Source organism: Geodermatophilus telluris (assembly GCF_900102745.1).
Classification (GTDB): Bacteria; Actinomycetota; Actinomycetes; order Mycobacteriales; family Geodermatophilaceae; genus Geodermatophilus; species Geodermatophilus telluris.
In genome coordinates, this window is the sequence record NZ_FMZF01000004.1 from 100,864 (window position 1) to 124,353 (window position 23,490).

At 75.7% G+C, this 23,490-nt stretch carries 22 protein-coding genes; 13 read left to right on the forward strand and 9 right to left on the reverse strand.

Translation table 11 applies throughout. The features are described 5' to 3' along the window. Positions 1-63: 63 nt before the first annotated feature. Complete coding sequence (locus BLQ97_RS13890; RefSeq protein ID WP_091366613.1) at positions 64-645, forward strand: helix-turn-helix domain-containing protein; 582 nt, start codon at positions 64-66, stop codon at positions 643-645. On the opposite strand, the gene BLQ97_RS13895 is transcribed toward BLQ97_RS13890, so the two are convergent. The 5 genes from BLQ97_RS13895 to BLQ97_RS13915 are packed head-to-tail and all read right to left on the reverse strand — an operon-like array spanning position 642 to position 4,853. Beyond that, positions 642-1,613, reverse strand: coding sequence for a quinone oxidoreductase family protein (locus BLQ97_RS13895; RefSeq protein ID WP_091366614.1), 972 nt, complete (start codon positions 1,611-1,613; stop codon positions 642-644). The two genes, BLQ97_RS13890 and BLQ97_RS13895, sit on opposite strands and share 4 nt — an antisense overlap. A gap of 1 nt (position 1,614) precedes the next feature. Beyond that, positions 1,615-1,974 carry a hypothetical protein gene (locus tag BLQ97_RS13900; RefSeq protein WP_091366615.1) on the reverse strand — a complete coding sequence of 120 codons (360 nt, stop codon included), beginning with the start codon at positions 1,972-1,974 and terminating at the stop codon, positions 1,615-1,617. Beyond that, on the reverse strand, positions 1,971-2,849 hold the full coding sequence (locus BLQ97_RS13905; RefSeq protein ID WP_091366616.1) for a DODA-type extradiol aromatic ring-opening family dioxygenase: 879 nt from the start codon (positions 2,847-2,849) through the stop codon (positions 1,971-1,973). The genes BLQ97_RS13900 and BLQ97_RS13905 overlap by 4 nt, the downstream gene beginning before the upstream one ends. Further along, a complete protein-coding gene (locus tag BLQ97_RS13910; protein ID WP_091366617.1) occupies positions 2,842-3,666 on the reverse strand; it encodes a citryl-CoA lyase in 825 nt (274 codons plus the stop codon). Before BLQ97_RS13910 ends, BLQ97_RS13905 begins: the two co-directional genes overlap by 8 nt. Then, positions 3,663-4,853 (reverse strand): CaiB/BaiF CoA transferase family protein, encoded by a 1,191-nt coding sequence (locus tag BLQ97_RS13915; protein WP_091366618.1) that lies wholly within the window; start codon positions 4,851-4,853, stop codon positions 3,663-3,665. The genes BLQ97_RS13910 and BLQ97_RS13915 overlap by 4 nt, the downstream gene beginning before the upstream one ends. A 201-nt stretch (positions 4,854-5,054) precedes the next feature. On the opposite strand from BLQ97_RS13915, the gene BLQ97_RS13920 reads away from it, so the two are divergent. From BLQ97_RS13920 to BLQ97_RS13940, 5 genes are all read left to right on the forward strand, one after another. Then, complete coding sequence (locus BLQ97_RS13920) at positions 5,055-6,548, forward strand: amidohydrolase family protein (protein ID WP_091366619.1); 1,494 nt, start codon at positions 5,055-5,057, stop codon at positions 6,546-6,548. Positions 6,549-6,599: 51 nt separating this feature from the next. Next, the gene (locus tag BLQ97_RS13925; protein ID WP_091366620.1) at positions 6,600-7,418 is read left to right on the forward strand and encodes an IclR family transcriptional regulator domain-containing protein; all 819 of its coding nucleotides are present in this window, start codon (positions 6,600-6,602) and stop codon (positions 7,416-7,418) included. A gap of 29 nt (positions 7,419-7,447) precedes the next feature. Beyond that, positions 7,448-8,017: a hypothetical protein gene (locus BLQ97_RS13930; RefSeq protein ID WP_091366957.1), complete on the forward strand. Its 570-nt coding sequence runs from the start codon at positions 7,448-7,450 to the stop codon at positions 8,015-8,017. Positions 8,018-8,177: 160 nt separating this feature from the next. Further along, on the forward strand, positions 8,178-8,780 hold the full coding sequence (locus BLQ97_RS13935; protein ID WP_091366621.1) for an acyl-CoA-like ligand-binding transcription factor: 603 nt from the start codon (positions 8,178-8,180) through the stop codon (positions 8,778-8,780). Positions 8,781-8,860: 80 nt separating this feature from the next. Further along, positions 8,861-10,564 carry an MDR family MFS transporter gene (locus BLQ97_RS13940; protein ID WP_091366622.1) on the forward strand — a complete coding sequence of 568 codons (1,704 nt, stop codon included), beginning with the start codon at positions 8,861-8,863 and terminating at the stop codon, positions 10,562-10,564. A gap of 49 nt (positions 10,565-10,613) precedes the next feature. Here the strand turns inward: BLQ97_RS13940 and BLQ97_RS13945 are convergent, their stop codons facing one another. Together BLQ97_RS13945 and BLQ97_RS13950 are read right to left on the reverse strand one after the other, a co-directional pair. Continuing rightward, positions 10,614-12,836: a glycoside hydrolase family 3 C-terminal domain-containing protein gene (locus tag BLQ97_RS13945; RefSeq protein ID WP_091366623.1), complete on the reverse strand. Its 2,223-nt coding sequence runs from the start codon at positions 12,834-12,836 to the stop codon at positions 10,614-10,616. A gap of 88 nt (positions 12,837-12,924) precedes the next feature. Next, positions 12,925-13,956, reverse strand: a complete 1,032-nt coding sequence (locus BLQ97_RS13950; RefSeq protein ID WP_091366624.1) for a zinc-dependent alcohol dehydrogenase — start codon at positions 13,954-13,956, stop codon at positions 12,925-12,927. 9 nt (positions 13,957-13,965) lie between these two features. Between BLQ97_RS13950 and BLQ97_RS13955 the strand changes: the two genes are divergently transcribed. Further along, positions 13,966-15,684, forward strand: coding sequence for a dihydroxy-acid dehydratase (locus tag BLQ97_RS13955; RefSeq protein ID WP_217637194.1), 1,719 nt, complete (start codon positions 13,966-13,968; stop codon positions 15,682-15,684). A gap of 1 nt (position 15,685) precedes the next feature. On the opposite strand, the gene BLQ97_RS13960 is transcribed toward BLQ97_RS13955, so the two are convergent. After that, complete coding sequence (locus BLQ97_RS13960; protein WP_175471741.1) at positions 15,686-16,447, reverse strand: dihydrodipicolinate synthase family protein; 762 nt, start codon at positions 16,445-16,447, stop codon at positions 15,686-15,688. Between the two features lie 174 nt (positions 16,448-16,621). On the opposite strand from BLQ97_RS13960, the gene BLQ97_RS13965 reads away from it, so the two are divergent. Genes BLQ97_RS13965 through BLQ97_RS13985 form a run of 5 tightly spaced genes read left to right on the forward strand, consistent with a single transcriptional unit; the run spans position 16,622 to position 21,716 of the window. After that, positions 16,622-16,876, forward strand: a complete 255-nt coding sequence (locus tag BLQ97_RS13965) for a hypothetical protein (protein WP_091366627.1) — start codon at positions 16,622-16,624, stop codon at positions 16,874-16,876. Then, positions 16,873-17,703, forward strand: a complete 831-nt coding sequence (locus BLQ97_RS13970; protein WP_091366628.1) for a hypothetical protein — start codon at positions 16,873-16,875, stop codon at positions 17,701-17,703. Before BLQ97_RS13965 ends, BLQ97_RS13970 begins: the two co-directional genes overlap by 4 nt. After that, positions 17,703-19,499, forward strand: coding sequence for a fumarate reductase/succinate dehydrogenase flavoprotein subunit (locus tag BLQ97_RS13975; RefSeq protein WP_175471742.1), 1,797 nt, complete (start codon positions 17,703-17,705; stop codon positions 19,497-19,499). Before BLQ97_RS13970 ends, BLQ97_RS13975 begins: the two co-directional genes overlap by 1 nt. Continuing rightward, positions 19,496-20,311 carry a succinate dehydrogenase/fumarate reductase iron-sulfur subunit gene (locus BLQ97_RS13980; RefSeq protein WP_091366629.1) on the forward strand — a complete coding sequence of 272 codons (816 nt, stop codon included), beginning with the start codon at positions 19,496-19,498 and terminating at the stop codon, positions 20,309-20,311. Before BLQ97_RS13975 ends, BLQ97_RS13980 begins: the two co-directional genes overlap by 4 nt. Positions 20,312-20,339: 28 nt before the next feature. Further along, positions 20,340-21,716, forward strand: a complete 1,377-nt coding sequence (locus tag BLQ97_RS13985; RefSeq protein WP_091366959.1) for a diacylglycerol/lipid kinase family protein — start codon at positions 20,340-20,342, stop codon at positions 21,714-21,716. On the opposite strand, the gene BLQ97_RS13990 is transcribed toward BLQ97_RS13985, so the two are convergent. Continuing rightward, positions 21,643-22,488, reverse strand: coding sequence for an SDR family oxidoreductase (locus BLQ97_RS13990; protein WP_217637195.1), 846 nt, complete (start codon positions 22,486-22,488; stop codon positions 21,643-21,645). The two genes, BLQ97_RS13985 and BLQ97_RS13990, sit on opposite strands and share 74 nt — an antisense overlap. Before the next feature lie 95 nt (positions 22,489-22,583). On the opposite strand from BLQ97_RS13990, the gene BLQ97_RS13995 reads away from it, so the two are divergent. Then, on the forward strand, positions 22,584-23,489 hold the full coding sequence (locus tag BLQ97_RS13995; RefSeq protein WP_091366630.1) for an SCO6745 family protein: 906 nt from the start codon (positions 22,584-22,586) through the stop codon (positions 23,487-23,489). Position 23,490: the final 1 nt, after the last annotated feature.

The following is a 23,490-nucleotide window of genomic DNA, read 5'->3' on the forward strand; positions in this document are numbered from 1 at the left end:
ACACGGTGCACCCGCCCGTGCCGACTTGACAAACTCTGTTGCTGAAACGGCAAACTGAGCCGCGTGACCGACCTCGACGGCGTCCTGGACGCCGTGGGCCCCCGCCTGCGCGAGCTGCGCCGGCAGCGCGGCGCCACCCTGCAGCAGCTCGCCGAGGACACCGGCATCTCGGTGTCCACCCTCTCGCGGCTGGAGTCGGGGCAGCGCCGTCCCACCCTGGAGCTGCTGCTGCCGCTGGCCCGTGCCCACCAGGTGCCGCTCGACGAGCTCGTCGACGCGCCCGAGACCGGCGACCCGCGGGTGCGGCTGCGGCCCCTCACCCGCCACGGCGCGACGTTCCTGCCGCTGACCCGGCGTCCGGGCGGGCTGCAGGCCTACAAGATGGTGCTGCCGCCGCGCTGGGGCGGGGAGCCCGGCGAGCTGCGCTCGCACGAGGGCTGGGAGTGGGTCTACGTGCTGTCGGGGCGGCTGCGGCTGCTGCTCGGCGACGCCGACGTGACCCTGACGCCCGGCGAGGTGGCCGAGTTCGACACCCGCACCCCGCACTGGCTCGGCAACCCCGACGACCGGGCCGCCGAGGTGCTCGGCCTCTTCGGCCCGCAGGGTGAGCGCATCCACGTGCGCGCCGCCCCGGCCGGACGCTAGGGCGTGACCACCAGCCGCACCCCGGCCTCGCCGGTGGCCTGGCGCTGCCAGGCGGCGGTGACGCCGGCCAGCGGGACGGTCTCGTGCGCGACGGCGACCCGGCCTGCGGCGGCCGCGTCGAGGACCGCCCCCAGCGCGTCGCGGCGCTGCGCCGGGGTCAGCGCGTTGTTGGTGTAGCCGAGCACCTCCGCCGACCGGCCGCGCAGCACCGCCGAGGAGAACACCGCCTCGTCACCGGACGCACCGCCCAGGTTGACAAGCCGCCCACCCGGGGCCAGCACGCGCGAGGCCGCCGTCGCCGCGACGCCGAACACCGGGTCGACGACGACGTGCGCGCCGTCCGGACAGGCCCGCGCCAGCGCGGCGGTGAGCGCGTCGGCGTCCCCCGCCATCGGCACGACGGCGTCGGCGCCGGCCGCCCGGGCGCGCTCCTGCGCGGCGGCCGAGCGGCACACCGCGACCACCCGTCCCGCGCCGAGCACGCGCGCCGCCCCGACGGCGACCTGCCCGACCGCCCCGCCGGCCCCGAGGACGACGACGGCCTCCCCCGGCTGAAGCCGGCCCCGCCAGGTCAGGCTCGTCCACGCGGCCACCGCGGACGTGCCCAGCGCCGCGACCGCCGGGTCCGGCAGGTCCGCCGTCAGCGGCACGAGGTCGTCGTCGGCGACGGCGCAGCGCTCCGCGAGGCCGCCGTCGCCGGGGGCCATCCCGGCCGGCGTCGCGAACCACACCCGCGTGCCCACCGGCAGCGCGCCGGACCGCTCGACGACGCCGACGCCCTGCACGCCCGGCACGTAGGGCACCGACGGGACCCCGAAGTAGGACGTGCCCGAGGCGCAGAGCAGGTCCAGCGGCACGATCGGCGCGGCGGTGACCCGCACCAGGCTGCGGCCGGGCCCGGCGACCGGGTCGGGGTGCCCGGCGTGCTCGGGCGGCGTCCCGGGCGTGCGGACGACGGCGGCGCGCACGTCAGGTGCTGATGTCGGGGTAGGGCAGCGAGAGGTGCGCCATCGCCTGCCCGTAGGCCTTCTGGTACTCCAGCGGCCCGTGGTCGCGCTCGAACATCGCGATGAACAGCGTGAGCGTGAGGAACGGGTGGGCGCCCATCTGGAACAGCGTCACGTGGTCGTGCTGGCGCAGGGCCCGCCGCTCGTCCTCGGTGAACGCCAGCCAGGTGGAGCGCTCGTCGGCGGTGCAGTTGAGGATCCGGTTGGCCATCTCGGCCTCCCACCACGCCACCGTGCCGGCCGGGTCCTCGCGGTAGCGCTCGACGAGCTCGGGGTCGCGGTCGACGGTGTAGAGGAACTTGTCCAGCAGGTACCGGCTCATGCCGAGGCCGCCTCTCCGGGGACGCCGTTCGGGTACCAGGTGAAGTAGGCCTCCATGGTGTGGAACAGGTCGAGGGTGTCGACGTGGTCGGCCTTGGCACCCTCGCCGGCCACGCCCATCATCAGCATGAAGTCCATGAACCCGTGGGTGGCGTTGCCCGGGGCGTGCAGGCTGTCCAGCGACACCTCGGCCAGGCAGCCCTCGACGTCGCCGGAGGCGATCCACTCCACCGCCCTGCGGTCGAACTCCGGGTCGGGACCGTGCTCGCCGAACTGGCGCGGGCCGCCGAGCTCCAGCGACAGGTGGCCGGTGCCGATGACGGCGACCCGCTTGTCCGACTCCCAGGACTCGACCATCTCCCGGATGGCCTTCCCCAGCGCCACGAACCGCCGCGGCTGCGGCAGCGGCGGGGCGAAGATGTTGGTGTAGACCGGCACGATCGGCAGGTCGGCCTGCGGGCGCAGCGTGATGATCGGGCACGTGATGCTGTGGTCGATCCGCAGCTCGTTGGAGAAGGCCAGGTCGAAGTCGCGGTCGAGGCCGTCGCGCAGCAGGTGCGCGGCCAGGTCCTCCTCGCCGCGCAGCGTCATCCGCGGCAGGCCGAACTCGCGTTCCTCGTTGTAGAAGTTGGCGTCGAAGAAGGGCGCCTTGCCGACGAGGAACTGCGGCATGTTGTCCAGCCACAGCTGGTGGAAGTGGTCGCTGCCGACCATCACCAGCACGTCGGGCTCGGCGCGGGTGAGCGTCTCCCGGAACCGCTCGATCTTGGCCACCCACTCGTCGGCGAACGGCGGCCGGTCGGCACCGGTCGCGGTGCTCGCGCGATGGTAGAAGGGGTGGTGGGTGGACGCGATGACCGCGGCCAGCTCAGCCATGGGTGCCTCCCAGGTCGTCGGGCTCGTAGGGGTCAGGGGCGACGGAGCGGTTGTGCAGGTCGACGGACAGGAAGACGTCGTTGGCGACGGGGTGCCGGATCTCCTCGGCGAGCTGGCCGATCAGCCCGGCGGTGCGGGCCAGCAGGGCGAACCCGCGCAGCAGCTCCAGCGGTAGGCCGAGGTCGGCCAGCGCGGCACCGCAGACGCCGGCGCCGTTGAGCGGCAGCGTCCGCCCCAGCACCTGCGGGTGCACCCGGCCGATGGCGGCGAACAGCCGCAGGTGCGGGCCGGTGAGCCCCTCCTCGGCGGCGATCTGGAACAGCCGTGGGGTGCGCGGGTCGCCGTCCTTGTGCACGTGGTGGCCCAGGCCCGGGACGAACCGGCCGGCCGCGCGCTGCGCGGTGACCGTCTCCAGCGCGAGGGCGTCCCAGCCGGCGTCGTCGGCGGGCAGTCCGCCCGCCCCGGCGAGCACCTCGTGCAGGAAGCGGCCGCAGTCCTCGGTGACGCCGAGGAAGCGCGAGCCCCCGCCGAGCAGCCCGGCGGCCAGCGCGCCCTGCACCGAGTCCGGCGCGGACAGCCAGGTCAGCCGGGTGACGATCGCGGTCGGGGTGAACCCGTGGTCGGCGAGCGCGGCGAGCACCGCCTCGAACACCCGCGTCTCCCCCGGCGTGGGCCGGCGCTGGGTGGCCAGCCAGAACGCCAGCTCGCCGAAACCGACGCTGCCCATGACGTCGCGCGCGAGGTCGGTGCCCAGCAGGGTGATGGACTCCCGGCTGGAGGCGCCCAGCGCGGTCGGGTACCCCTCCCCGGAGGTCACGGCGCCTCCTCCCTCTCGGCCAGCCAGCGGCGGATCTCCTCGCCGTGCTCGTCGACCGCCGGCGGCGGCAGCCGGTACTCGGCGGCGGTGTCGGAGAAGGTGATCGGGTTGCGGATCGAGGGCACGGCGGCGGCGCCCTCCCCGGCGGTGACGACGGGGTCGAGACCGATCTCCTCGGCGAACGCGACGCCCTGGTCGATCGTGTTGATCGGCCCGCACGGGACGCCCGCGGCGCTGATGTCGCGGAACCACTCCGTCTTCGTCCGGGTCGCCAGCCGCTCGACCAGCAGCGGGCGCAGCTGCCCGCGGTTGGCGGTGCGGTCCTCGTTGCGCAGGAACCGCGGGTCGTCGGCCAGCTCCGGGACGCCGAGGACCTGGACCAGCTTGCGGAACTGGCCGTCGTTGCCGGCGGTGACGATGAGGTCCCCGTCGGCGCAGGGCAGCGGCTCGTAGGGGAACAGGCTCGGGTGGCTGTTGCCCATCCGGAACGGGACGACGTCGCCGGCGACGTAGGCCGAGGTCTGGTTGACCAGCCCCGACAGCGCGCTGGCGAGCAGGTTGACCTCGACGTGCTGGCCCCGGCCGGTGGTGTGCCGCAGGTTGAGCGCCGACAGGACGCCGATGGTGGCGTGCAGCCCGGCCATCACGTCGAAGACCGCGACCCCGGCGCGGTAGGGGTCGCCGTCGGGGTCGCCGGTGAGGCTCATCAGCCCGGAGATGGCCTGCACGATGAGGTCGTAGCCGGGCAGCGACCGGCCGCCGGGCCCGCTGCCGAAGCCGCTGATCGAGGCGTAGACGACCGCCGGGTTGGTCGCGGCCACCGTCTCGTAGTCCAGGCCGAAGCGGGCCAGTCCGCCGGGCTTGAAGTTCTCCACCAGCACGTCGGCGCGGCGGGCCAGCTCGCGGGCGGCGGCCAGGTCGGCGTCGTCCCCGAGGTCCAGCGCCACCGACCGCTTGTTGCGGTTGACGCCCAGGTAGTAGGTGGAGACGCCGTCCCGGACGGGGGGCTGCCAGGTGCGGGTGTCGTCGCCGCCGGGGCCCTCGACCTTGACCACCTCGGCGCCGAGGTCGGCCAGCAGCATCGTGGCGTAGGGGCCGGCCAGGATGCGGGAGAAGTCGGCCACCAGCACGCCCGCGAGCGGCCCCCGGGGTGGTGGGGCGCCGGCTCCGGCGGGTCCTGGCGTCATCGTCGCTCCTCGCCGTCGCGTCGCGCACGGACACCCGTCCGCCGTCGCCACCGATCCTCGGCACCGTCGTCGGGCCCTGTCAACTGCAGGAGGACCGGGTTGACAGGTGCCGCAGGTCACGCGCAGGGTGACGCCGTCCCGCCCCGGTGTCCGTTCAGCGGACGACCGTCCGCACCTGCTGCCGATGCCCGAGGAGTCCCCATGACCGAGCCCGCGTCCCCGGCCCCGCAGGCCGGGCGTCCCGTCGTCCTCCGCGGCGGCACGGTGCTGACCATGGACGACGCCGGCACCGTGCTGCGCGACGCCGACGTGCTGGTGGTCGGTGACCGGATCGCGGCCGTCGGGCCGGGCCTGGAGGTTCCCGAGGGCACCCGGGAGGTCGACGCCACCGACGGCGTCGTCCTGCCCGGGATGATCGACACCCACCGGCACATGTGGCAGACGGCGATGCGCGGCTACGGCGCCGACTGGTCGCTCACCCAGTACTTCGTCTGGTACTACCTCGAGCACGGCCGCCGCTTCCGCCCCGAGGACGTCGCCGCGGGCAACCGGCTGGCCGCGGTCGAGGCGCTCGACGCCGGTGTCACCACCGTCGTCGACTGGTCGCACGGGCTGCAGACGGTCGACCACGCGGAGGCCGCCGTCGACGCGCTGCAGTCGGTGCCCGGCCGGTACGTGCTCGCCTACGGCAACATCCAGGCCGCGCCGTGGGAGTGGACCGCCGACGGGGACGTCCAGGCCTTCCTCGAGCGCCGCCGCACCGGCGCCGGTGACCTGCTCGACTTCCAGCTCGCCTTCGACGTCACCGGCGACCCGGCGTTCCCCGAGAAGGCCGCGTTCGAGGTGGCCCGCGAGCTCGGGCTGCCGGTGACCACGCACGCCGGCGTCTGGGGCGCCACCAACGACGAGGGCATCCGGCTCATGCACGAGCACGGCTTCGCGACGCCGGGGACCGTCTACGTGCACGCCGCCTCGCTCTCCCCCGACAGCTACCACCGCATCGCGGCCACCGGCGGGTCGATCTCGGTGTCCACCGAGTCCGAGCAGAGCGCCGGGCAGGGCTACCCGCCCACCTGGCAGGTGCGCGCGCACGGCATCCCGGTGTCGCTGTCGATGGACACCAGCGTGTGGTGGAGCGGCGACCTGTTCTCCGCGATGCGCACGACGCTGGGCGCCGACCGCTCGCGCGAGCACTTCGAGGCCCACCTGCAGGGCGAGACGGTCACCCAGCTGGCGCTGCGGGCCCAGCACGTCGTCGAGTGGGCGACCCGCGGCGGCGCGACGGCGCTGGGCCGCGACGACCTCGGCCGGCTGGTGCCCGGCGCGAAGGCCGACGTCGTGCTGCTGAAGAACGACACCTCGCCGGTGTCGTTCCCGCTGCTCAACCCCTTCGGGCACGTGGCCTTCCAGGCCCAGCGCGGCGACGTGCACACCGTGCTGGTCGACGGCCGGGTCGTGAAGTCCGACCACCGGCTCGTCGGCGTCGACCTCGGGGCGGTGCGCCGCGAGGTCGAGGCGACCGTGGAGCACCTGCGCGCCGAGATGGGCGAGGAGGTCTGGCAGGCGGGCATGGACCCGGCGCTGCCCGAGGGCAAGGTGCTCGACAACCCCTACCAGTACACCGACTACCGGTCGGACAGCACGCACGCCGCCCGCGAGGCGGCCTACGGACGACACCTGGCCGGGGAGCACTGAGCGCGCTGCCGGGGTACCGGAGGAGCCGGCACCGGACGAGGGGGAGACGTCGTGGCCGGACGTGGTGAGGGACCGGACTTCGTCGAGGCGCTGGCCCGCGGGCTCGACGTGCTGACCTGCTTCGGGGCCGACCGGCCGGCGCTGTCGCTGAGCGAGGTGGCGGCCGCGGCCGGGCTGGCCCGCCCGACGGCGCGGCGGCTGCTGCTCACGCTGGAGGAGCTCGGCTACGTCCGGTCGGCCGGCGGGGTCTTCTCGCTGACCCCGCGCGTGCTGTCGCTGGGGATGGCCTACGTCGGGTCCCTCGGCCTCTGGGACGTCGCCCGGCCGCACCTGGAGGCGCTGGTCGCCCGCACCGGGGAGTCGTCGTCCATGGCGCAGCTCGACGGGTCCGACATCGTCTACGTGGCGCGGGTGTCGGTGCCCAAGCTGATCGCGCTGCGGGTCGAGATCGGCACCCGCTTCCCCGCCGTCCGGACCTCGCAGGGCAAGGTGCTGCTCGCCGCCCTGCCGGTCGGGGAGCTCGACGACGTGCTCGCCCAGCCGAGCCGCTCCGGCCTGCCGCCCTGCACCGGGCGCACGCCCGAGCAGCTGCGGGAGGAGCTCACCGAGGTGCGCGCCCGCGGCTGGGCGCTGGCCGACGAGGAGCTGGCGCCCGGCGTCCGCTCGGTCGCCGTCCCGGTGCGCGACGGGACCGGTGCCGTCCGGGCGGCGATGAACGTGACGGTGCACGCCGCGGAGACCTCCACCGAGCGCCTGCTCGGCGACCACCTGCCCGCACTGCTGCGCACCGCCGGCGAGGTGAGCGCCGACTGGGCGCGCTGGCAGTCCCGACCGCACGTCGAGGCGGACCGGTCGCGCTCCGCCGGGTGACCTCCCGCCGGATCGGGTACTGCCGGTCCATGAGCGGGAAGTCGGCGGAGGACTACGCGAGGGACTACACGGACCCGGAGCTGCGCGAGCGGCTCAAGGAGGAGATCAAGGCCGGCGACCGGGGCGGGCGGCCCGGGCAGTGGTCGGCGCGCAAGAGCCAGCTGCTCACCGCCGAGTACGAGGCGGCCGGCGGCGGCTACCGGCACGAGGGCGAGCGCACCGAGTCGCAGCGGCACCTGCAGGAGTGGACCGACCAGGACTGGCGCACCGCCCACGGCGGCGACCGGGCCCGCGGCTCCGGCGGGACGGGCCGCTACCTCCCCGACGCCGCCTGGCAGCTGCTCTCCGACGAGGAGAAGCAGGCCACCGACTCCCGCAAGCGGCAGGGGACGCAGCAGCACGTCGCGAACACCGAGGCCGCCCGGGAGGCCCGCAGGGCCGCCGAGCTGCTCGACGTGAACGCTCCCGAGGCGCGGAGACGGGTGGGGGAGATGTCCGGCGACTCCCAGCTCGACCGGGCCGAGAAGGCGGAGGAGGAGCTCGGGACGGGCCGCAAGACGGTCCTCGAGGCGATCGAGCGGCAGCGCACCCGCGACTGAGGCGGGGGCGGCGATGATCAGGTGACCTGATCGTGGCGCGTCCTCCCCGACGGTGGGCGGTCGGGTAGGACGCGCTGCGGTGCGGTAGGACGTCCCCCGCGACGCGCCGTGCAGTGCACGCAACATTGCACGGTCTGCAAGAAGGTGTCATCGTGGTCCGGTGACGTCCGGGCTGCGCGAGCGCAAGAAGCACGCCACTCGCCTCGCCCTGCACGAGGCCGCCCTCCAGCTGGTCGCCGAGCACGGCCTGGAGGCGGTCTCGGTCGACGACGTCGCCGCGCGCGCCGGCGTCTCCCCGCGCACGTTCTTCAACTACTTCCCCACCAAGGACGACGCCGTCCTCGGGCTGGACCCGGCCGACACCGAGCGGCTGACCGCGGGGCTGGCCGCCCGCCCCGCCGGGGAGTCGCCCCTGGCCGCGCTGCGCGCCGTGCAGCTGGAGCAGGCCGCGGCGATGGCCGCCGAGCCCGAGGGGCTGTGGCCGCTGCGGCTGCGCGTCGTCGAGGCCCACCCGGTGCTGCTGGCCCGGCTGCACGCCACCTTCGGCCGGTCCGAGCGCGCGCTCGTCGAGGCGATCGCCACCCGCACCGGCACCCGGGTCGACGTCGACGGCTACCCGCCGCTGCTCGCCGCCGTCGCCGGGGCGGCCATGCGCACCGCGCTGCACCGCTGGCTGAGGTCGGACTTCACCGCCTCGCTCCCCCGCCTGGTCGACGAGGCCTGGGACCTGCTCGCCGCCGGGCTGCCCGCCCCGCGCCCCTGACCCACCCGAGCGGCCGTCGCCGTCCGCTCGCCCTCGGTGCCGCGCGCCCGCGGCCCCGCCGAACGACCCCTGGAGAGACCGTGCACGCCCCGCCTCCCGACGGCTCCGCGCCGCCCATCGTGCTCACCCGGCGACGGGTCAACCTGGTCTTCTCGGCCCTGCTGGCCGGGATGCTCATGGCCAGCCTCGACCAGACGATCGTCGCCACGTCGATGCCCACGATCGTCGGCGAGCTCGGCGGCGTCTCGCACATGGCGTGGGTGACCACCGCCTACCTGCTGGCGACGACGCTGGTCATGCCCGTCTACGGCAAGTTCGGCGACCTCTGGGGTCGCCGCACCCTGTTCCTCGTCGCGATCGGCCTGTTCACCGTCGCGAGCGTCGGTGCGGCCCTGGCGCCGGACTTCACCTGGTTCGTCGTCTGGCGCGGGGTCCAGGGCCTCGGCGGCGGCGGGCTGATGATCCTGTCGCAGGCGATCATCGCCGACATCGTCCCGGCCCGGGAGCGGGCGCGGTACATGGGCCCGATCGGCGCGCTGTTCGGCCTGTCGGCGGTCGCCGGGCCGCTGGTCGGCGGCTTCTTCACCGACTCCGCGGCCCTGGGCTGGGAGTGGTGCTTCTGGATCAACGTGCCGGTCGGCCTGGGCGCCTTCGCCATCGGCTGGTTCGCGCTCACCCTGCCCCGCAAGCGGAGCACGACACCGCTCGACGTCGCGGGCATCGTCGCGCTGTCGGCCACCACGACCTCGCTGGTGCTGTTCACCGACCTCGGCGGCAGCGACGGCTGGACCGACCCGCTCACCCTCGCCCTGGCCGCCGCCTTCGCCGTCTCGGCGGTGGTGTTCGTGCTCGTCGAGCGGCGCGCGGTCGAGCCGATCGTGCCGCTGTCGCTGTTCCGCAACCCGACCTTCGTGGTGGCCACCGCGCTCGGCATGGCCGTGGGCCTGGGGATGTTCTCCGCGATCGCGTTCATGCCCACGTTCCTGCAGATGAGCTCGGGCCTCTCGGCGGCCGGCTCGGGCCTGCTCATGCTGCCGATGACCGCCGGGATCATCCTGACCATCCAGACCTCGGCGTCGCTGATCCTCCGGGACGGCCGGTACAAGCGGTTCACCGTCGCGGGCGTCGCGGTCATCCTGGCGACGGTGGTCTGGATGACGACGCTGTCGGGCGGCACGTCTTTGTGGACGATCGGCGCGATGTTCTTCGCGCTCGGCTGCGGCCTCGGCCTGATCATGCAGAACGTCGTCCTGGCCGCGCAGAACGCCGTCCCCGCCGGCCAGATCGGCACCGCCACCTCGACGAACAACTACTTCCGCGAGGTCGGCGCCACCCTCGGCGTCGCCGTCTTCGGGACGCTGTTCACCAGCCGGCTGGCCGACAACCTCACCGGCGCGCTGACCGGCAACGCCGGGCAGGCGGCCGCCGCGGGCATCACCTCACCCGACACCCTGGTGCCGGCCGCGGTCGACGCCGCCGGGGAGCCGCTGCGGACGGCGATCGTCGACGCCTACGCCGACTCGCTCGCCCCGGTGTTCTGGTACCTGGTGCCGATCCTCGTCGTCGCGCTGCTGCTGTCGTTCGTGCTCCGGGAGATCCCGCTCTCCGAGCACGCCGGCATGGTGGCGCGCGGTGAGGCGGTGGAGTCCGAGGAGGAGCTCGCCTCGCTGCTGCGGTCCGGCGCGCACGCCGCCGTCCCCGCGGCCGAGCCGACCCTCGAGGTCCGCGACGACCGCGACGACGACCGGGACGACGACCGGGACGAGGACGCCCTGCGCGTCTGACCCGTGCACTTCCGCGGACGTGCCCCGTGCACGTCCGCGGAAGTGCACGTCAGCGGGCGGCGCGGGCGGCGGCGGTCTCGGCGGCCAGCCGGTCGAGCAGGCCGGCCGGCAGCGCGGAGCCGAAGTCCGTGGCGAACCGGCGCATCGGCATCGAGCCGACCATCCGCAGCAGCAGCTCCCGGTCCCCCGGCGAGGCCGCGTCCGCGGGGAGGCTCTCGGCCAGTGCCGCCGCGAGCGCCGGCCCCGCGGCCGGGTGGGCGAACCACTCGGCGACGGAGGACTCCATCGTCAGCACCCGCACCAGGTCGTCGCCGGCCAGGGCCACGGTCTCCTCGAGCAGGACCGTCTCCGCGTCGGCGCAGACCTGCACCGCGTACTGCCCGGGGGCGACCACCCAGCCGGACTCGACGACGTCCCAGTAGGCGAAGGCGCGCCGGTCCAGGTCGAGCGCCACCTCGCGGCTCTCCCCCGGCTCCAGCGTGACCTTGGTGAACGCCCGCAGCTCCCGCAGCGGGCGGCGCACCGGCCCGGCCGCCGTGGACACGTACACCTGGACGACGTGCGCCCCGGCCCGGTCGCCGGTGTTCCGCACCGTCACCGCGACCGACGCCGCGTCGTCGCCGGTGACCGCCACGCGCAGGTCCGACGTGCTGAACGTCGTGTAGGACAGGCCGTGGCCGAAGGGGTACCGCGCCGGGCGACCCTGGGTGACCAGCCCGCGGTAGCCCACCAGCACGCCCTCGCCGTAGACCACCCGGCCCTGCTCGCCCGGGAAGGACAGGGAGCTCGGGGAGTCCGCCAGCCGCACCGGCAGCGTCTCGGCGAGCCGGCCCGAGGGGTTCGCGACGCCGTAGAGCAGGTCGGCCAGCGCGCCGCCGCCGGCCTGGCCGAGCAGCGCGCCGTCGAGCACCGCGTCGACGTCGTCGTGCCAGCCCTCCAGGGACACGACCCCGCCGTGGGAGAGGACGACGACCGTCCGCGGCGCGACCGCCGCCACCGCGCGCACCAGCGCCACCTGCTCGGCGGGCAGGTCGATGGTCGTGCGGTCGAAGCCCTCGGACTCGTCGGCGTCGGCCAGGCCCACGAAGACGACGGCGACCTCGGCCGCGCGGGCCAGCGCGACGGCCTCCTCCCGTGCCGCCATGGCGTCGGCCCCGACACCGGGGGCGAACGGGAGCTCCCGTCCGGCCAGTGCAGCCAGGGCGGCGAGGGCGGACTCGACCCGCGTCGGGGTGACGTTCGAGCTGCCGCCGCCCTGGAACCGCGGCGTGCGGGCGAACTCGCCGACGACGGCGACGCGGGTGCCCGGGGACAGCGGCAGGGTGCCGCGCTCGTTGCGCAGCAGCACCGCGCACTGCGAGGCCAGCTCCCGGGCGAGGGCGTGGTGGCCCTCGGCGTCGACCTCCTCGACGGGCCCGCCGGCGTACCGGGCGAGCGCGGCCACCCGGGCGGCGCTCGCGTCGACGAACGCCTCGTCGAGCTCCCCGGCCCGCACCGCCTCGACCACCCGCCGGTCGCCCGCGCCGCCGTCGCCGGGCATCTGCAGGTCCAGCCCCGCCGCCAGCGCCGCGGCCCGGTCGTCCACCGCGCCCCAGTCGGAGACGACGACGCCCTCGAAGCCCCACTGCTCGCGCAGCACCTCGGTGAGCAGCCACCGGTGCTGCGACGCGTAGACGCCGTTGACCTTGTTGTAGGCGCACATGACGGTGGCCGGCGCCGCCTCGGTGACCACCCGCTCGAAGGCCGGCAGGTAGACCTCGCGCAGCGTCCGCTCGTCGACCTCGGCGCTGACCCGCATGCGCTCGGTCTCCTGGTTGTTGGCCGCGAAGTGCTTGACCGAGGCGCCGGCGCCCTGCGCCTGCTGGCCGCGGACGTGCGCGGCGCCCAGCACGCCGGACAGCAGCGGGTCCTCCGAGTAGTACTCGAAGTTCCGCCCGCCCAGCGGCGAGCGCTTGATGTTCACCCCCGGCCCGAGGACGACGTGCACGCCCAGCGCCCGCGCCTCCCGGCCGACCGCCGCACCGGTGCGCTCGGCGACCGACGGGTCCCAGCTGTTGCCGACCGCCACCGCGGGCGGGAAGCAGGTGGCCGGGAGGTTGTCGGTGATGCCCATCCCGGTGAGGTCGCCGGCCTGGCGGCGGACGCCGTGCGGGCCGTCGGTGAGGACGAGCGAGGGCAGCCCCACCGCCTCGACCGGCGGGGTCGACCAGAAGTCCTGGCCGGAGAGCAGGGTGGCCCTCTCCTCGAGCGACAGGGCGGCCAGGTCGGTCACGGGAGCTCCCGGGGGTCGTCGGCACCGGCGTACGCGGAGGAGCGCACCACGAGCGAGCCGCGGGTGCACCAGGGTCCGGCCGCTCCGTTCACGCGTCCAGCCGCGGGTCGACGTGGACCTTGGGTCCCGCGCCGCAGCCGCCCGGTCGCTCCCCGGCCAGCACCGCGCCGACCTGCCCGAGACCGACGGTGGCGGCGACCAGCGGCCGCGGGTCGACCGCGCCGGCCCGGTAGGCGGCGATGGCGGGCGCGAGTCCCGGGGACGCCGAGAGGACCCCGACCGCCGTGACGTCGGCGAGCAGCAGCGCGCGGGTGTCGACGGTGCTCGGGGTTCCCGCGATGCCGATGCAGACGACCCGGCCGCCGGGCTCCACCAGCTCGAGGGCCAGCGCCGGCGACCCGGGCGCGGTCGAGGCGTCGACGACGGCGTCGAACGGCAGCTGCGGGAGGGTGTCGCGGGTCCAGGCGTCGGGGAAGCCGAGACCGCGGGCGAAGTCCAGCGAGGGGCCGGTGACGCCCAGCAGGTGGACCTCGGCGCCCTGGGCGCGGAGGAACAGCGCCGTCAGCAGCCCGATCGTCCCCGGCCCGACCACCAGCGCGCGGTCGCCGGCGGCCACCGCGGCCGCCTGCGCCGCCCGCCAGGCGTTGCCCCCCGGCTCGACCAGCGCGCCGAGCACCGGGTCGACGGGGTCGAGCAGCTCGTACAACGACCACGCCGGGACGGCGAGCTGCTCGGCCAGCGCACCCGCCCGGCCACCGCGGATGCCGACCTCCTGCCGGTGCTCGCACACGTGCTGCCGCCCGCGCCGGCACCGGCGGCAGACCCGGTCGCCGAGCATCGTGTCCCCCGTGACGCGCCGGCCGAGCCAGGCCGGGTCGACCCCCTCGCCCACCGCGGTGACCCGGCCGCACCACTCGTGGCCGGGCTGCAGCGGGTAGGAGGAGTGCCCGGTCCGCAGGTAGGAGAGCTCCCCGGTGAACAGCTCGACGTCGGTGCCGCAGACGCCGACCCGCTCGACGTCGACGACCACCTCGCCCGGGACGGCGGCCGGGGCGGGCACCTCCTCCACCGTGCACCGCCCCGGCCCGGAGAGCACGACCGCGCGCATGGTCCTCGACACAGCGCCAGGATGGCGGGCGTGACCCTGCGCAGCGCGGCGTGGTACTCCGGGGACGTCCGCAACGCCTACATCCACCGGGCCTGGATGCGCCGCGGACTCCCGGACGACGCGTTCGGGCGCCCGCAGATCGCCATCGCGAACACCGCCTCCGACCTCGTGCCCTGCAACCGGCACCTGACCGAGGTGGCGGCCGCCGTCCGGGACGGCGTCCACGCCGCCGGCGGCACCCCGCTCGAGCTGCCGGTGTTCGGCCTCGGCGAGACGCAGGTCCGGCCCACGGCGATGCTCTGGCGCAACCTGGCCGCGATGCAGATGGAGGAGGCCTTCCGGGCCAACCCGGTCGACGGGTTGGTGCTGCTCGGCGGGTGCGACAAGACGATCCCGTCGCTGCTCATGGCCGCCGCCTCGGTCGACCTGCCCGCCGTCGTCGTCCCGGGCGGCCCGATGCTGACCGGCACCTTCCGCGGGGTGCCCCTGGGCTGCGGCACCGACGTCTTCCGGCTGTCGGAGGAGGTCCGCGCCGGCGCCCTGTCCGCCGCGGAGTTCACCCGCTCGGAGTCGGCGATGATCCGCAGCCGCGGGCACTGCAACACCATGGGCACCGCCTCGACCATGGCGGTCGTCGCCGAGGCGCTGGGCACCGTCGTGCCCGGGGTCGCCGGCACCCCGGCCGCGGACAGCCGACTGCTGGAGGCCGCGCACGCCACCGGCCGGCTGGCCGTGGAGATGGTCGCCGCCGACCGCCGTCCGTCCACCTTCCTGACGAAGGCGTCGTTCGCCAACGCCATCGTCGCGCTCGCCGCCGTCGGCGGGTCGACGAACGCCGTCGTCCACCTGCTGGCCGTCGCCGGCCGGCTGGGCGTCGACCTGACGCTGGACGACTTCGACCGGATCGGCTCGGGCGTGCCGGTGCTCGTCGACCTGCTCCCGGCGGGCCGCTTCCTGATGGAGGACCTGTACCGCGCCGGGGGCCTGCTCGCCGTGCTGCGCGAGGTCCGCGACCTGCTCGACCCGACCGCGCTCACCGTCACCGGCGAGCCGCTGGTGGCCGCCCTCGACGACGCCGCGGTCTGGGACCCGGAGGTCATCCGGCCGCGCGGGGAGCCGCTGGTGGAGCACGGCGGCATCGCGGTGCTGCGCGGCAACCTCGCCCCCGACGGCGCGCTCATCAAGCCGGCCGCGGCCTCACCGCGGCTGATGCGCCACCGCGGCCGAGCCGTTGTGTTCGACTCGATCGAGGACTTCCGTGCCCGGGTCGACGACCCCGACCTCGACGTCGACGCCGACTCCGTGCTCGTCCTGCGCGGCTGCGGCCCGCGGGGCTACCCCGGCATGCCCGAGGTCTCCAACATGCCGCTGCCGCGCAAGCTGCTCGAGCAGGGGGTGCGCGACGTGGTGCGGGTCTGCGACGGCCGGATGAGCGGCACCGCCTACGGCACCGTCGTCCTGCACGTGGCGCCGGAGGCCGCGGCCGGCGGACCGCTCGGACGGGTGCGCACCGGCGACGTCGTCGCACTCGACGTCGCCGCCCGGCGGATCGACGTCGAGGTCCCGGACGACGAGCTGGCCGCCCGCTCGCCGAGCGCGGCCACCGTCGCGGGCTTCGCCGCCCCCCGGCGCGGCTGGGAGCGGCTCTACGTCGACCACGTGCTGCAGGCCGACACGGGCGCGGACCTGGACTTCCTCGTCGGCTCGAGCGGGTCGGCGGTGAGCCGCGAGTCCCACTGAGTCAGGCGCCCACCCGGGTGACCGCCGACGTGCCGAACCGCTCGGCGGCGGCCCGCTTGTAGCCCGCGGGGAAGTCGGCGGAGGCACCGCGGTCGACCGCGGCGAGCCGCACCTGGGCGTCCGCGTCGCCGCCGGCGGCCGCGACGCACAGCTCGGGCGCGACGTTGGCGGCCGCCACCAGCGCGCCGGCGGCCCCGATCGCGCCGCACAGCCCCACCAGGGACGCCGCCCCGGTGTAGAGGTCGCCGGCGAGGACCTCGCGCTCGTGCAGCAGCCGGGCGGCGTCCCCCGAGGAGTCCTTGAGCCCGGACACCGGCAGGTCGGGCAGCAGGTCGACGGGGATCCCGGGCGCGGAGGCCCCCGGGAAGTGGTAGGCCAGCAGCGGTCCCGTGGCCGCCGTCGCGACCGCCGCGTAGTACGGCCGCGGGTCGGGGACGCCGGGCGGCGAGAGCGCCAGGACGGCGTCCGCGCCGACGGCGAAGGCGCGCTCGGTCAGCGCCGCCGCCTGCCGGCCGGTGGGTGCGCCGGTGCCGGCGAGCACGGGCACCTCCGCCGGCAGCGCCGCCCGCACCGTGCCGACGAGCGCGTCCCGCTCCTCGGCGGTGAGGGCGGACGCCTCCCCTGTCGTCCCGGCCACGAGCACGCACCGCACGCCGAGGTCGACCAGCTGGGCCGCCAGGTCGGCGGTGGCCGGGGCGTCCAGCGCCCCGTCCTCGCGGAAGAGGGTGACCAGGGCGACGCCGACGCCGGTGAACAGGGGCATGCCGAGCATCCTGCTCCCGGCTCACCGCCCGGCGCGGGCAGGGTCGCCGCGGCCACCGGCGGCCGCCCTCCGGCCGACCCGCGGCGGCGCGGAACCCCCTTTGCCCGGCCGCGCGTCCGTGGTCGACTCCCTCCCAGCCCTCCCGGCGGTGGTCGGAGCGATCTGGAGGCAGCGATGTCCCTGGAGCAGGACGTGGCGGCGGCTCGCGGAGCCATCGAGGCGCTCGAACGGGCGTGCGCGCCCCTGACGAGGCACTTCGGGGACACCGTGGACGCCCGCCGGCTGCGGCAGGACGTCGGGCGGCTGCGCGACGACCTCACCCTGCTGTGCGGGGCACCGGTGCACGGCGCGTACGAACCGTTCGCCGCCGCCGTCTACGGCGACGGGGACGACGAGGGCCTGGGCGGGTCGGGCCGCACCCGGCGGTGACCACCACCGCGCCGCGCGGGTCGGGAGCGACCTCGGCGGGAGGGGGCGACGGCGAGCCGGCCGGGCGACGGGCGGCCATCGCGGCCCGGACGCTGCGCACCGACCGCTGGTGGGTGCAGCCGGCGGTCACCGTCGTCGCGCTGGTGCTGTTCGTCGTCTACTCGACGGTCCGCGCGTTCCAGAACGCGCACTACTTCGCCGAGCCCTACATCTCGCCCTTCTACTCGCCCTGCCTCACCACCGGCTGCGAGGGCGACACGTTCCCCGAGCTGTTCACCGGGCCGTCGTGGATCTCGCCGGCGATCTACATCCTGGTCGTCCCGCTGGGCTTCCGGCTGACCTGCTACTACTACCGGAAGGCCTACTACCGGTCGTTCTGGCTGTCCCCGCCGGCCTGCGCGGTGGCCGAGCCGCACCGGCGCTACACCGGCGAGACGCGCTTCCCGCTCATCGGGCAGAACGTGCACCGGTACTTCTTCTACCTGGGCCTGCTGTTCAACGTCGTGCTCACCTACGACGCCGTCCTGGCCTTCCGCGACGAGACAGGCGCGTGGGGGCACATGGGCCTGGGGACGCTCGTGCTGCTGGCCAACGCCGCCCTGCTGTGGCTGTACTCGCTGTCCTGCCACTCCTGCCGGCACGTGGTGGGCGGCCGGCTGAACTCCTTCTCCCGGCACCCGCTGCGCTACCGCGCCTGGACGCTGGTCTCACGGCTCAACGCCCACCACATGAGGTTCGCGTGGGTCTCGCTGTTCGGCGTCGCCCTCGCCGACCTCTACGTCCTCCTCCTGGCCACCGGCACGATCCCGGATCCGAGGTTCTTCTGATGGAGCTCGAGCGGCACGCGTACGACGTCGTGGTCGTCGGGGCCGGCGGCGCGGGCCTGCGGGCCGCGATCGCCGCGCACGAGGCGGGGGCGCGCACCGCCGTCGTCTGCAAGTCCCTGCTCGGCAAGGCGCACACGGTCATGGCCGAGGGCGGCATCGCCGCGGCGATGGGCAACGCCTGGCCGGAGGACGGCTGGCGGGTGCACTTCCGGGACACCATGCGCGGCGGGAAGATGCTCAACCACTGGCGCATGGCCCAGATCCACGCGCAGGAGGCGCCCGACCGGGTCCGCGAGCTCGAGGACTGGGGCGCGCTGTTCGACCGCACCCCCGACGGGCTGATCAGCCAGCGCGACTTCGGCGGGCACCGCTACGCTCGGCTGGCCCACGTCGGCGACCGCACCGGCCTGGAGCTCATCCGCACCCTGCAGCAGCGCACCGTCGCCCTCGGCGTCGACGTGTTCATGGAGTGCACGGTCACCCGGCTGCTGACCGACGCCGACGGCGTCACCGGGGCGTTCGGCTACTGGCGGGAGTCCGGCCGGTTCGTCGCCTGGGAGGCCCCGTCGGTCGTGCTGGCCACCGGCGGCATCGGCAAGGCCTGGAAGGTCACCTCGAACTCCTGGGAGTACACCGGCGACGGGCACTCGCTGGCGCTGCACGCCGGTGCCGGGCTGGTCAACATGGAGTTCGTCCAGTTCCACCCGACCGGGATGGTCTGGCCGCCGTCGGTGCGCGGCATCCTGGTGACCGAGAGCGTCCGCGGCGACGGCGGCGTGCTGCGCAACTCGGCCGGCAACCGGTTCATGTTCGACTACATCCCCGACTTCTTCCGCAAGGAGACGGCGGAGACCGAGGACGAGGCCGACCGCTGGTACGAGGACAAGAAGAACAACCGCCGGCCGCCCGAGCTGCTGCCCCGCGACGAGGTCGCCCGCGCCATCAACAGCGAGGTCAAGGCCGGCCGCGGCTCGCCGCACGGCGGGGTCTTCCTCGACATCGCCAGCCGCCGCCCGGCCGAGTACGTGCGCCGGCGGCTGCCGTCGATGTACCACCAGTTCAAGGAGCTGGCCGACGTCGACATCACCGCCGAGGCGATGGAGGTCGGCCCGACCTGCCACTACGTGATGGGCGGCGTCGAGGTGGACCCGGACACCGCCGCGGCGTCGGTCCCGGGCCTGTTCGCCGCCGGCGAGGTGGCCGGCGGGATGCACGGCTCCAACCGGCTGGGCGGCAACTCGCTGTCGGACCTGCTGGTGTTCGGCCGCCGCGCGGGTGCGGCCGCCGCCGAGCACGCGGCCAAGCGGGCCGGCGTGGTGGCGCTCGCCGAGGAGGCGCTGGCCGACGCGGCGCGGGCCGCGCTGGCGCCGTTCGAGCGGGAGGGCGGGGAGAACCCGTACACGGTGCAGTCGGAGCTGCAGCAGACGATGCACGACCTCGTCGGCATCATCCGCACCCGGGCGGAGGTGGAGCAGGCGCTCGGCCGGATCGCCGCGCTCCGGGAGCGGGTCGCCGCGGTGTCGGTCGAGGGGCACCGGCAGTACAACCCCGGCTGGCACCTGGCGCTGGACCTGCCGCACCTGCTGCTGGTCAGCGAGTGCGTCGCCCGCGCGGCCCTCGAGCGCGAGGAGAGCCGCGGCGGGCACACCCGCGACGACTTCCCCGCGGCCGACCCGGAGTGGGGCCGCACCAACCTGGTCTGCACGCGGACGGCGGACGGCGCGGTGACCGTGGCCCGCCAGCCGCTGCCGCAGATGCCGCCGGAGCTCGCCGAGGTCTTCGAGGAGCAGTCGTGACGGAGGTCGGGGAACCCAGTGTCGGCGCGGTCGACGAGGGTGGTCAGGAGCGCCGCGGCGGCTACGACGCCACGTTCCGGATCTGGCGCGGTGACGGCTCCGGCGGGGCGCTGCAGACCTTCACGGTGCCGGTGAACGAGGGCGAGGTCGTCCTCGACGTCGTCCACCGGATCCAGGCCACCCAGGCCGGCGACCTCGCCGTCCGGTGGAACTGCAAGGCCGGCAAGTGCGGCTCGTGCAGTGCCGAGGTCAACGGCCGGCCGCGACTGATGTGCCTGACCCGGATGAGCACCTTCGCCGAGGACGAGCCGGTCACCGTCACCCCGCTGCGGACGTTCCCGGTCATCCGGGACCTGGTCACCGACGTCTCCTACAACTACGAGAAGGCCGCGCAGATCCCGGCGTTCACCCCGCGTCCCCGCGACCCCGACGGCAACCACCGCGTGCAGCAGGTGGACGTCGAGCGGTCCCAGGAGTTCCGCAAGTGCATCGAGTGCTGGCTGTGCCAGGACACCTGCCACGTCATCCGCGACCACGAGGAGAACAAGCGGGCCTTCGCCGGGCCGCGCTTCCTCATCCGGCTGGCCGAGCTGGACATGAACCCGCTGGACGTGCGCGACCGCCGGGACGCCGCCCAGGACGAGTTCGGCCTGGGCTACTGCAACATCACCAAGTGCTGCTCGGAGGTCTGCCCCGAGGGCATCCACCTCACCGACAACGGCATCATCCCGCTCAAGGAGCGGGTGGTGGACCGCCGGTTCGACCCGCTCACCTGGCTGGGCTCGCGGATCGGCCGGCGGCCGCGGGCGTGACCCCGCGCGACGGGACGCGGTGACGGCCGTGTCCCGTCCCGGCTCGCGGACCGGACGGCGCCGCGTCGCGGCGGCCGCCGGACTGCTCTGCGCCGGCTGGACGCTGCTGCTCGGCGTGGTCGCGGGCTTCCACGACTTCCCGCGGGGCCTGCTCGTGCTGGTCTGCGCGGTGCTGGTCGCCGCCGGCGTCTGGCAGGGCGTGCTCCGCCGCGGCTCGGCGCGGGTGGCGGCGCTCGCGGGTGCCGCCGTCGCGCTGGCGGGCACGGTGTGGCTGCTGGTCGACGAGGGCTTCCTGCGCGTCCTGCTGCTGCTCGGCCTCGGTGCGCTCGGGTGGTACGTGGCCGCGCGGATCGCGTTCCGGCCCGTCGTCGAGCTGCCGGCCGCCGAGCCCCCGCGCCACCCGGTCCTGGTGGTCAACCCCCGCTCCGGCGACGGGCGCGCGGCGCGGGTGGGGCTGGTCGCGGCGGCCCGCGAGCGCGGCATCGAGACCGTCGAGCTCGGCCCCGGACAGGACCTCGCGGCGCTGGTCCGCGAGCGGATCGCCGCCGGTGCCGACGCCGTGGCGATGGCCGGCGGGGACGGCTCGCAGGCGGTGGCGGCCGGCCTCGCGGCCGAGGCGGGGCTGCCCTTCGCCTGCATCCCCTCGGGCACCCGCAACCACTTCGCCCTCGACCTCGGCGTGGACCGCGACGACGTCGTGGGCGCCCTCGACGCCCTCGTCGAGGGCGGGGAGCGGCGGGTCGACCTCGGCGAGGTGAACGGCCGGGTCTTCGTCAACAACGTGTCGCTCGGGGTGTACGCCGAGGCGGTGCAGCAGGCGGCCTACCGGGCGTCGAAGGTGCGGACGCTGCTGGGCACCGTGCCGCTCTCCCTCGGGGCGGACGGCGCTTCCCGCGACCTGCGCTGGGTCACCCCGGGCGGCCGGCAGCTGCACGGGGCCGCGGTGATCCTGGTCGGCAACAACCAGTACCGCCTCTCGGGCGCGGCCGGTGCCGGGACGCGGCCGGCGATCGACCAGGGTCTCCTCGGCATCACCGTCGTCGACCCGCCGGACGGCCGCACCCGGCCGCGGCGGCGCCCCGTGCGCCAGTGGTCGGCGCCCGAGTTCACCGTCGGGGGGTGCGGGCCGGTGGCCGCCGGCATCGACGGCGAGGCGGCCGTGCTCGACCCGCCGGTGCTCTTCCGGAGCCGGCCCGCGGTGCTGCGGGTGCGGATCGCGGCGCGGCACCCCGGTGCCTCGCCGTCGGCCGTCGAGCCGGTGGGCGCGGTCCGGGCGCTGCGCGCGCTCGCCCGCATCGCCGCCGGCCACGACCCGACCCCCGCGCCGCCGGTCAGCCCGCGGCGCGCAGCACCTGCTCCAGCGTCGTCGCCGGCCGGCCGAGCAGGTCGGGGACCGCGCTGCTGACGGCGGCCAGCTCGCCGGCCGCGATCGCGGTGTAGGTGGACACCCACGCGTCGACCTGCCAGTCCGGCGCCCCGTACGACGCCCGGGACGCGTGGGCCTCCTCCGGCGTCTCGGGCACGTAGCGCACCGCCCGGCCGGTGACGGCGGCCAGGGTCGCCGCCACCTCGTGCAGCGTGAGCGCCTCCGGGCCGGTGAGGTCGTAGGTGCGGCCGGCGTGCGCGGCCGGGTCGCGCAGCACGAGCGCGGCGACGTCGGCGATGTCGTCCTGCGCCACGAGCGCCACCCGCCCGTCGCCGGCCGGCCCGCGGATCGCGCCGTCCTCCCCCACCAGCGCCGGCGCGAAGTCGGCGTAGAGGGAGTCGCGGAGGAACGTCGCGGTCAGCCCGCGGGCGCGCACGTGCTCCTCGGTGGCCCCGTGGTCGCGGGCGAGGGTGAAGGTGGCGTCGGGGGCGGCGCCGGCGAAGGACACGTACACCAGGTGCTCCACCCCGGCGGCCACCGCGGCGTCGACGAAGGTCCGGTGCTGCCCGACCCGGTCGGGGCTCTCCGACGCCGACACCATGAGCACCGTCGCGGCGCCCTCCAGCGCGGCGCGGACGGCGCCCGCGTCGCCGTAGGGCGCGCGGACGGCGGTGGCGCCGGGCAGCCGCGGTGCCCGGTCGGGGTCGCGCACCAGCAGCCGCTGCGCCACCCCGGCGTCGGCGAGCCGGCGGGCGACCCGCCCCCCGAGCCGTCCGGTGGCGCCGGTGATCGCGAGCGGGGCGGGAGGCACGGGCGTCTCCTGACCGGTCGGGAGCGGACACGTCCGACAACCCCGCCACCCGGCGCGACCTTCCCCGGGCGGCGTCCCGCGAGCACCATGCGCGCGTGGACTACGCTCAGGCGCAGCAGGTCTTCCTCACCCCGCAGGCCGGCGAGCGCCCGGCCGCCGCCGTCCCCGACACCCCCGGCCGGCGGCTGCGGGACGCCGCCGAGCCGATCGCGACGATCAGCTGGTGGGGCAGGCCCGTCAACGACCGGCTCGCCGCCCTCGGGCTGGACTTCCTCACCGGCTACGTGTGGGGCCGGGCCGCCCCGATGGGTCAGCCGGCCGCGCCGGTCGTCGTCGCCGCGTTCGGCGTCTTCGAGCCCGGGGCGCTCACCGCCTGGTACGAGCAGGCCCGCGCCACCGCCGGCCGCGACGCGGTGCTCGCGGCCCGGGAGGAGGGCGTGGTGGAGTCGCTGCGCGAGCTGCTGCCCGGCGCCGACGTCCGGGACGCCGTCGAGGTGCTGCGCCGCGCGGTCGACGCCGCCGCCCCGCACGTCGTGGGCCGCCCGCTGTTCGCCGGCCAGCTCTCGCTGTCCTGGCCGGCCGACCCGCTGGGCGCGCTCTGGCACGCCGCGACGCTGCTGCGCGAGTTCCGCGGCGACGCCCACCAGGCCGCCAACGTGGCCGCCGGCCTCACCGCGGTGCAGATGAACCTGCTGACCGAGTACTGGGTCGGCTGGGAGCACGGCGCCTACGCCGGCACCCGCGGCTGGTCACCGGAGGCGATGGCCGCCGCCGACGCCGACCTCGAGCGCCGCGGGCTGGTCGCCGACGGGCGGCTCACCCCCGAGGGACGGCGGCTGCGCGACGACGTCGAGGCGCGCACCGAGGCCGCCACCGCACCCGCTCTCGACGCGCTCGGGGCCGACCTCCCGGAGCTGACGCGGCAGCTGGACGCGTGGTCGGCGGCCGTCGTGGCCGGCGGGGCGGCACCTCCCGATCTCTACAAGCGGATCAGCGGTTGAC

Excerpts from the sequence above, each read along its gene's own strand:
- BLQ97_RS13900 (WP_091366615.1), bottom strand. The coding sequence starts at position 1,974 with ATGAGCCGGTACCTGCTGGACAAGTTCCTCTACACCGTCGACCGCGAC.
- BLQ97_RS13955 (WP_217637194.1), top strand. The coding sequence starts at position 13,966 with ATGGCGGGCGTGACCCTGCGCAGCGCGGCGTGGTACTCCGGGGACGTC.
- BLQ97_RS13915 (WP_091366618.1), bottom strand. The coding sequence starts at position 4,853 with ATGACGCCAGGACCCGCCGGAGCCGGCGCCCCACCACCCCGGGGGCCG.
- BLQ97_RS13920 (WP_091366619.1), top strand. The coding sequence starts at position 5,055 with ATGACCGAGCCCGCGTCCCCGGCCCCGCAGGCCGGGCGTCCCGTCGTC.
- BLQ97_RS13965 (WP_091366627.1), top strand. The coding sequence starts at position 16,622 with ATGTCCCTGGAGCAGGACGTGGCGGCGGCTCGCGGAGCCATCGAGGCG.
- BLQ97_RS13930 (WP_091366957.1), top strand. The coding sequence starts at position 7,448 with ATGAGCGGGAAGTCGGCGGAGGACTACGCGAGGGACTACACGGACCCG.
- BLQ97_RS13960 (WP_175471741.1), bottom strand. The coding sequence starts at position 16,447 with ATGCCCCTGTTCACCGGCGTCGGCGTCGCCCTGGTCACCCTCTTCCGC.
- BLQ97_RS13975 (WP_175471742.1), top strand. The coding sequence starts at position 17,703 with ATGGAGCTCGAGCGGCACGCGTACGACGTCGTGGTCGTCGGGGCCGGC.
- BLQ97_RS13905 (WP_091366616.1), bottom strand. The coding sequence starts at position 2,849 with ATGGCTGAGCTGGCCGCGGTCATCGCGTCCACCCACCACCCCTTCTAC.